5 protein-coding genes are annotated in these 6,953 nt (G+C 71.2%); 3 read left to right on the top strand and 2 right to left on the bottom strand.

What is annotated here, in order from left to right; translation table 11 throughout:
* Together AC08OP_RS17650 and AC08OP_RS17655 are read left to right on the top strand one after the other, a co-directional pair.
* A partial coding sequence (locus AC08OP_RS17650; RefSeq protein ID WP_476615198.1) for a response regulator transcription factor occupies nt 1-432 on the top strand: 432 nt, incomplete at its 5' end.
* A gap of 563 nt (nt 433-995) precedes the next feature.
* Entirely contained in the window at nt 996-3,677 is a 2,682-nt protein-coding gene (locus AC08OP_RS17655) for an MMPL family transporter (RefSeq protein ID WP_476615199.1), read from the top strand.
* A gap of 52 nt (nt 3,678-3,729) precedes the next feature.
* Here the strand turns inward: AC08OP_RS17655 and AC08OP_RS17660 are convergent, their stop codons facing one another.
* Nucleotides 3,730-4,191, bottom strand: a complete 462-nt coding sequence (locus tag AC08OP_RS17660; protein WP_476615200.1) for a ChaB family protein — start codon at nt 4,189-4,191, stop codon at nt 3,730-3,732.
* A 207-nt stretch (nt 4,192-4,398) separates the two neighbouring features.
* Between AC08OP_RS17660 and AC08OP_RS17665 the strand changes: the two genes are divergently transcribed.
* Nucleotides 4,399-5,838 (top strand): N-acetylmuramoyl-L-alanine amidase, encoded by a 1,440-nt coding sequence (locus tag AC08OP_RS17665; protein ID WP_476615201.1) that lies wholly within the window; start codon nt 4,399-4,401, stop codon nt 5,836-5,838.
* A 50-nt stretch (nt 5,839-5,888) separates the two neighbouring features.
* On the opposite strand, the gene AC08OP_RS17670 is transcribed toward AC08OP_RS17665, so the two are convergent.
* Nucleotides 5,889-6,578, bottom strand: a complete 690-nt coding sequence (locus AC08OP_RS17670) for a class I SAM-dependent methyltransferase (protein WP_476615202.1) — start codon at nt 6,576-6,578, stop codon at nt 5,889-5,891.
* Nucleotides 6,579-6,953 lie beyond the last annotated feature (375 nt).

A 6,953-nucleotide genomic window follows, 5' to 3' on the forward strand; every position in this document is an offset into this window, starting at 1 on the left:
ATGCCGGTCCAGGGGCGGATGCAGGTGCCGGTCCAGGGCGGGGTGCCGGCCGTGCGGCCGGGGGCCGTCCCGTTCCCGCGGATGTCGGGTCTGCCCCGGGAGAGCCTGCGGCTGGCCTACCGGGAGCTTCAGGAGGTCACCGAGCATGTCGCCGACCCGTTCCTGCGCGGTCGCATCGGCGGGGTGTCCGAGCTGCTGCGCGGGCTGCTCGCCGAGGAGACGAAGACGGTCGGACGGCTGACGCTGACCCCGCGCGAGCTGGAGGTGCTTGCCCAGGTCTCGTTGGGATTGTCCAACGTCGAGACGGCCCGCCGGCTGACGGTCTCGCCCGAGACGGTGAAGGCGTACCTGCGCAGCATCATGCGCAAGCTCGGTGTCCGTAACCGCACAGCCGCGGTACACGCCGCGCGCCAGCTGGGAATGCTGCCCTGATCTCAGGGGTCCGCACCGGGCCCCTGCCGGGGGCGTGGCCGTGACTGCCGGTCTGGCAGTCACGGCCATTCGACCCCGCCGTATATTCCCGGCGCCGGTGTACGAGGATCTCGACCGCGGGTCGATGTGGCCTGCCATCGGTGCCATAGCGGTGTTTTCACGCTGTGCGGGCAGGAGTGGCGGGGCCGCCCGGCCGGCGAGCCGAGGCTCAGGCTGGGCCTGAGGCATTGCCCTACTACCTTCGGGATTGCTCCCGGCATTCCCGCCCACTCCTCCTACGCCGCGGCGGCCGCCTACCCTCGAAGATTCTTCCGGCGGCCCTGCTTTCGGCGGCCGAATATCGATCGTGGCCAGACTCCCGCTACACTTCTGCCTCCGGGCGAGGGTAGTTCGGGACCAGGGTCTCAGGCAGGTCTACTTTCAAGGTGGAAGCTCGGGACTTCCTCGCAGTGCTCTCCACGCAGTGCTCCATGCGGTGCTCCATGCCCGGACGCGTGGCCGCTGGCGGCCACCGTCCGGCCGTCACGAGATCCATCGGCACGGGAGATCCTCGAAGGAGCGTCATGCCGTCGTTCGCTGATCCGGCGCAGCAGCGCGAATCCCGCCCCGATCGGGTGACGTATGCCGCGTTGTCGCACGGACGGGACGAGGGGTCGCACGGACGGGACGAGGGCTGGGCCGACCGCGGCCCCGCGCCGACGGGCTCCACCGGCGCACCACCCCGTTCGCTGTTCACAATGGTGGCTGACGCGGCCGTCGTGTACCGGGGAAGGGTACTCGCCGCTGCCTGCCTGCTGGTGGTCGTGCTGCTGCCGTGGAATGCCGGAATCTACGACCAGCTTGCCACCGGTGGTTTCTACGCACCGGGCGATCCGTCGACGCGGGCCGAGCGGCTGCTCGACGAGGAGTTCCCGGACGCGCCCCCCGACGTCGCCATCATGCTGACGTCGGCCCCGGGTATCGACGGGCCGATCGCCGCCCGCCTGGGCCGGGAGCTCACCGGGCGGATTGCCGCGGAGCCGGGGGTGACCTCGGTGCTGTCGTACTGGCCGGGCGGGCCCAACGAGGCGAGCCCGCTGCTGCGTGCGAAGGACGGTCGGTCGGCCCTGATCGTGTTTCGGCTCACCGGTTCCGAGGACCACATCCAGCACCGCCTGAACGCCCTGCACGACCGGTACGCCCACGACGGCCCGGGGGTCCAGGTCCGGTTCGGCGGGGCGCCCGCGGTCATGCGTGACGTGACCGAGCGCAGCCGTGTCGACCTGGCGCACGGTGAGCAGATCTCCACTCCGCTGGTGTTCCTCGTGCTGCTCTACGCCTTCGGCACGGTCCCGGCTGCCCTGCTTCCGGTCCTGGTCGGCGTGGTGTCGGTGGTGTCGAGTCTCGCGCTGCTGCGGCTGGCGGCCACGCTCACTGACGTGTCGGTCTTCTCGGTGAACCTGACGACCGCCCTCGGATTCGGTCTCGCGGTCGATTACAGCCTGTTCATCCTGCGACGTTTTCGGGACGAACAGGACCGCGGGCTGCTCCCGGCGGCGGCGCTGCGCCGGACGCTGGAGACCGCCGGGCGCACGGTGTTCTTCTCCGGGGTGACGGTGGCGCTGTCCCTGACGGCCGCGCTGGTCTTCCCGATCTATTACCTGCGTTCGTTCGCCTTCGCCGGCATCATCGTCGTCGTCGCCTCGGAGGTGGCCGCACTGCTCGTGCTGCCCGCGGCGCTGATGGTCCTCGGTGACCGCATCGAGCGCGGCAACGTCCGGCTGGCGTTGTCACGCCTGAGACGCTCGGGGTCACGCCCGAGGCGCTCGGGTCGCCGGCGGTCCGGCGGCCACCGCGTGGGGGCCGCGGCGGCTGGCCACGGCTGGTCGGCGCTGGCGCGGCGGGTCATGCGCCACCCGGTGTTCTTCGGTGGGGCCGCGATCTTCGTGTTGGTGCTGTGTGCCGCGCCGCTGCGCCACCTCAACCTCGCGCTGGCCGACGACACAGTCCTGCCGGCGACCGCGGAGGCTCACGTCGTCAATGACGCGATGCGGGAGGACTTCGTCGTCTGCCTGCCCTGCCAGATTCCGATCGTGGTGCCCGGAGTGGACGCGCGGGACCCGGGGAACGCCGAGAAGCTGACCGACTACGCGATCCGGCTGTCCGCGCTGCCGGGCGTTGCCCGCGTCGACACCGTCACCGGCAGCTTCCTGCGGGGCGAGCGGGTCGGTGCGGTGCCGAAGACTCCGATGAGGTACGTCGGAACGCATCGCGGCGCCTGGCTGTCGGTGTGGCAGACCGACAGGTCTCCGCTGTCCGAGCCGGCGAAGGACCTGGTCCGGAGGCTGCAGGCGACACCGGCGCCGTTCGGCGTCCTCATCGGCGGACTCGCGCCACACTTCCTCGACACCTCGCATTCCATCAAGCGGAGTCTGCTACCGGCCTTCGCCGTCGTGATGACGGCGACCTTCATCCTGCTGTTCCTGTTCACCGGCAGCGTGCTCCTTCCGCTGAAGGCGATGTTCCTCAACACGCTGAACCTCGCCGCCACCGTCGGGCTGCTGGCGTTCGTCTTCCAGGACGGGCACCTGACCGGTCTGGTCGGCGACTTCCAGGTGTCGGGCACGCTGGAGATGACCAGCCCGGTCCTGATGTTCTTCATCGCGTTCGGGCTCAGCATGGACTACGAGATCTTCCTGCTCGCCCGCATCCGCGAGGAGTACCTGCGGACGGGAGACAACCACGATTCCGTCGCCCGTGGGCTGGGGGCGACCGGTCCACTGATCACGAGTGTGGCGCTCGCTCTCGTCGTGGTCATGGTCGCGTTGTCCGCATCGGACATCAGCATGATCAAACTGGTGGGTGTCGGGCTGACCGTGTCGATCGTGCTCGACGTGACCCTCGTCCGAGCGATCCTCGTCCCGGCGTTCATGGCCCTGGCGGGCGACTACAACTGGTGGGCTCCCGAGCCGTTGCGCCGTCTGCACGCGCGGTTCAGCCTGCGGGAGGACGGCGACGAAGCGGCCTCGCGCGCGGGGGACCTCGGGCTCGGGGGACCCCCCGACCCCGGCAACCGCATGACGACGAAGATCACTTATCGGCGGGGGCGGGGGGAACCCACCCGATGGACCCGGCCTCCGGCCGGGCCGGCCCCGACCTGGCACTACTACCTGCGCCCGCGGCGGCGCGCGGACGGTGGGCCCTTACCGGCCATGACGGGTATCCGGGGTTTCGCACTCGACGGCATCCGCGTCGAAAGCTCATAGGTAGTAAACGCCAATCTTGGTCCTGGTCGGTATTCCCAGGAGCGGACGGCTCCTACGCGCTGCTGCGGGCCTGCGCGGTCCGCCTGCGGTTGGCCTTCTTGATCGCCTCGACGAGATCGTCCCTCGACATCGTCGATCGGCCGGGGATGCCGAGCTCGCGGGCGAGCGCGCGCAGGTGCGTCAGCGAGGCGTTCGCGTCCACGCCCTCGGCGGTCGGCCCGCTGTGCCGGGAGGCGGGCGTCGGCGTGGCGGCCTGCTCGTCGGAGGGACCGGGCCGACCCTTCGGCCGCCAACGGTCCCCCACCTTCTCGTGGGTGTGCTTGAGGGCGGCAAAGGCCGCACGGTGGGCACGCGCACCCTCACCGTAGGTCTCCACCGCCGAGTCGTGGGTTTTCTTCCAGGTGCGGATGGCCTGATCGTCGGAGCGGGCGATGGTGGACGGAACATCGTCCCGCATCTCGTCGGCCTGCGCCTTCTTGTTGGTTTTGTCGGTCCGCGGCTTCTTCCCGACCATGGCACTCCTCCTCCCGAACGGATGCTCAGGTCCTCCCGAACGGATGCTTATGGACCTTCCCGTGACGCTGGGACGTATTCCCCGTCCCCGTTGCCGCCGGGTAGCTCGTGGCTCGTGGTGGATCTCTTGGCGCCTTGATGCACAGGGTAAGGCATCGACTACCGTAGCGTGCCAATGTCTCAACCCTGACGACCCGAAGGACGCCTCATGTCCCATGCCGCTGACCCGTTTCGCCGGCGTCGCCGTGAGCCCGGTCTGTCCCGGCGCGGAATGCTCGGTCTCGCCGGTGCCGGTCTGGGTGGATGGGCGGAGACGCTGCTCGACGCCGCGCCGAGCAGCGCGTCCGCTGGCCCGGCCGGGCCACCGGCCGCAGGGGTCCGACCCGGTGCGGAAGCGCGGGCCCTCTCGGCGCCGGGGACGCGTGTCGTGCTCGTGCCCCGGACCCTGGCCGCCGTGACGAGGGGAGTGGGGCCCGCGACGTCGGATTTCGACATCGGTTACGTGGCCGTCCGATGGACCCGTGACGGGAAGGATCGCGCGGCGGATGGCCGGGCCGGTCCCGGGGGTGCCGGCACGGGGACCGCCGGGACCGCCGGGACCGCCGGTGCCGGCGGTGCCGCTTCTCGGGGCGCCGAGATCCGGCTGCGCCCGCCGGGGGGTGGGTTCGACGCATGGCGGTCGCTGGCGGTCGGCTGTCCGGTGGATCGGGACGACCCGCCGGCCGGGGGGAGGAGCGCCGCCGTGCTGGTCGCCGCGCACCGCGCGACCGGCTACGAACTGTGGTTGCCACCCGGCGCGACGTCCGTGACGTCCACCGCCCTGAACACGACGTCGGGGCCGTTGCAGCGGTTAACGGCACCCATTGTGTCCGCCTACGCCGCCCTTTCCGCGATCTCGGTTTCGCGCGCCGCCCGGTCGCCGGGGCTCTTCGCCGCGCCCAGATCGTCGCCGCCGCCCCGTGTCGCGACCGCGTCTGGGGCGTCGGCGGTCCCCGCTGCGCCGGTCGCCCCCGTCCGGCTGCCGGCGACGCTCGACCTGCGCTACCTGCCCCGGGCCGCGTGGGGCGCGGACGAGTCGCTGCGGCTGTCCCCCTCACCCGGCAGCGGTTGGAAACCGACGTACCACCCGGGCCAGGTTGTCACGGTTCATCACACGGTGACGCCCAACGACGATCCGAACCCCGCCGCCACCGTGCGGGCGATCTACCACTTCCACACGGTCGAGCGGGGATGGTCGGACATCGGGTACCACCTCCTCATCGACGAGGCAGGCACGCTTTACGAGGGCCGGTGGTCGGGAACGGAGAGCGTTCCCGGCCACCGGGAGGACGGCTACGTGGTGACGGGTGCGCACGTGGCGGACTTCAACGCCGGCAACGTCGGCGTCGCGCTGCTCGGTGACCTGCGGACGCGCACCCCCACCGCCGCCGCCCGTCGCACGCTCGTCCTGGTGCTGCTCGCGTTGACCGGAGCGCATCATCTCGACCCGCTCGGCACCGTCCACTACGTCCATCCGGTGAGTGGCAGGCGTCGTACCGTCCCGGCTGTTAGCGGGCACCGCGACTGGATGGCTACCGAATGTCCGGGCGGCGCGGCCTACACCGCCCTGGCAGGTGTGCGGACGGACGTCGCCCGGCAGCTGGTGTGAGGCTCACCGGCTGGTGCCCCGCCGGGTGACGGGGTGGGCCGTGGACGGACTCAGGGGCGCCAGCCGGCATAGACCGCGAACCTGCCGTGCTTGGCGACGCAGTCGACCGGCGCGAATCCGGCGTCGGCCAGCCAGTCGAGCTGGTCGGCGAGCGGCGCGCACCGATCGAAGGACATCCGCCGCAACGCGGCCTGCCACTCGGCGTCGTCTGAACCCGCCGCCCGAGCCTGCCGTTCGTGCATGTCCTCGTACTGCCGGGTCAGGGCGGCAGTCGGGCCGTTGACCTGCTCGAGGTTGACGAACAGCCCACCCGGCCACAGGACGTCGCGCACCCGGCGGAACAGGTCGCGCTTGCCGGGGTCGTCGAGGTGGTGGATGGCCAGCGCCGAGACGACCGCGTCGAACGGGCCGGTCGGCAGGGCGGAGGCGAGGTCCGCGACGGTGACGGCCTCGATCGAGCCGGCGGACAGCCGCGCCCGGGCCTTGGCCAGCATCGGCGCGGCGCCGTCGAACAGGTGTAACCGGACGTCGGGGACGGCCGCGGCGACCGCGGCGGCCAGCAGACCGGTGCCCGCGCCGAGGTCGAGCACCGCCGGTCGGGCGCCACCCTGGCGTGCCACCAGGTCGCCGACCGATCCGTACAGCAGGTCGAAGGAGGGGACGAGCCGGCGGCGCTCCCCGTCGTAGGTCTCGGGATCCCAGCCTGGCGTCTCGGAATATGAGATTACTATCTCATCCATTGGACAATCATACGGTCGGGCCCGGCTGCGCACCCGAACTTCCCGCGCGGGCCTGACGTATCGCACGTCACATTCCCACCTCCTTCTTGACGCGGCAACGTTCACCTACTCAGGGTGAAAAGTGTGCGCACATCTCCATTGCTGACGTGCCGCCGCTGCATCGACTACGGGCGCGCTGAGACCAGCCGCTGTCGCTGACGGCCCCGCGCCGTCCCCCGATCAGGCGCGTCCCCGGCACCTTCGTGGCCGGAGTTCCGGGCGCGCCCTCAGCCGCGCCCTCAGCGCCACCACCCGCGCACCATCGCTTCCGGCGCCGATCTCGGTGCGGTGAGGCAGCGCCCGACGCCGTCCACCGTCCGTCGCCCGGCCACCCAC

It is taken from the genome of Frankia sp. CeRuru1 (assembly GCF_977966315.1).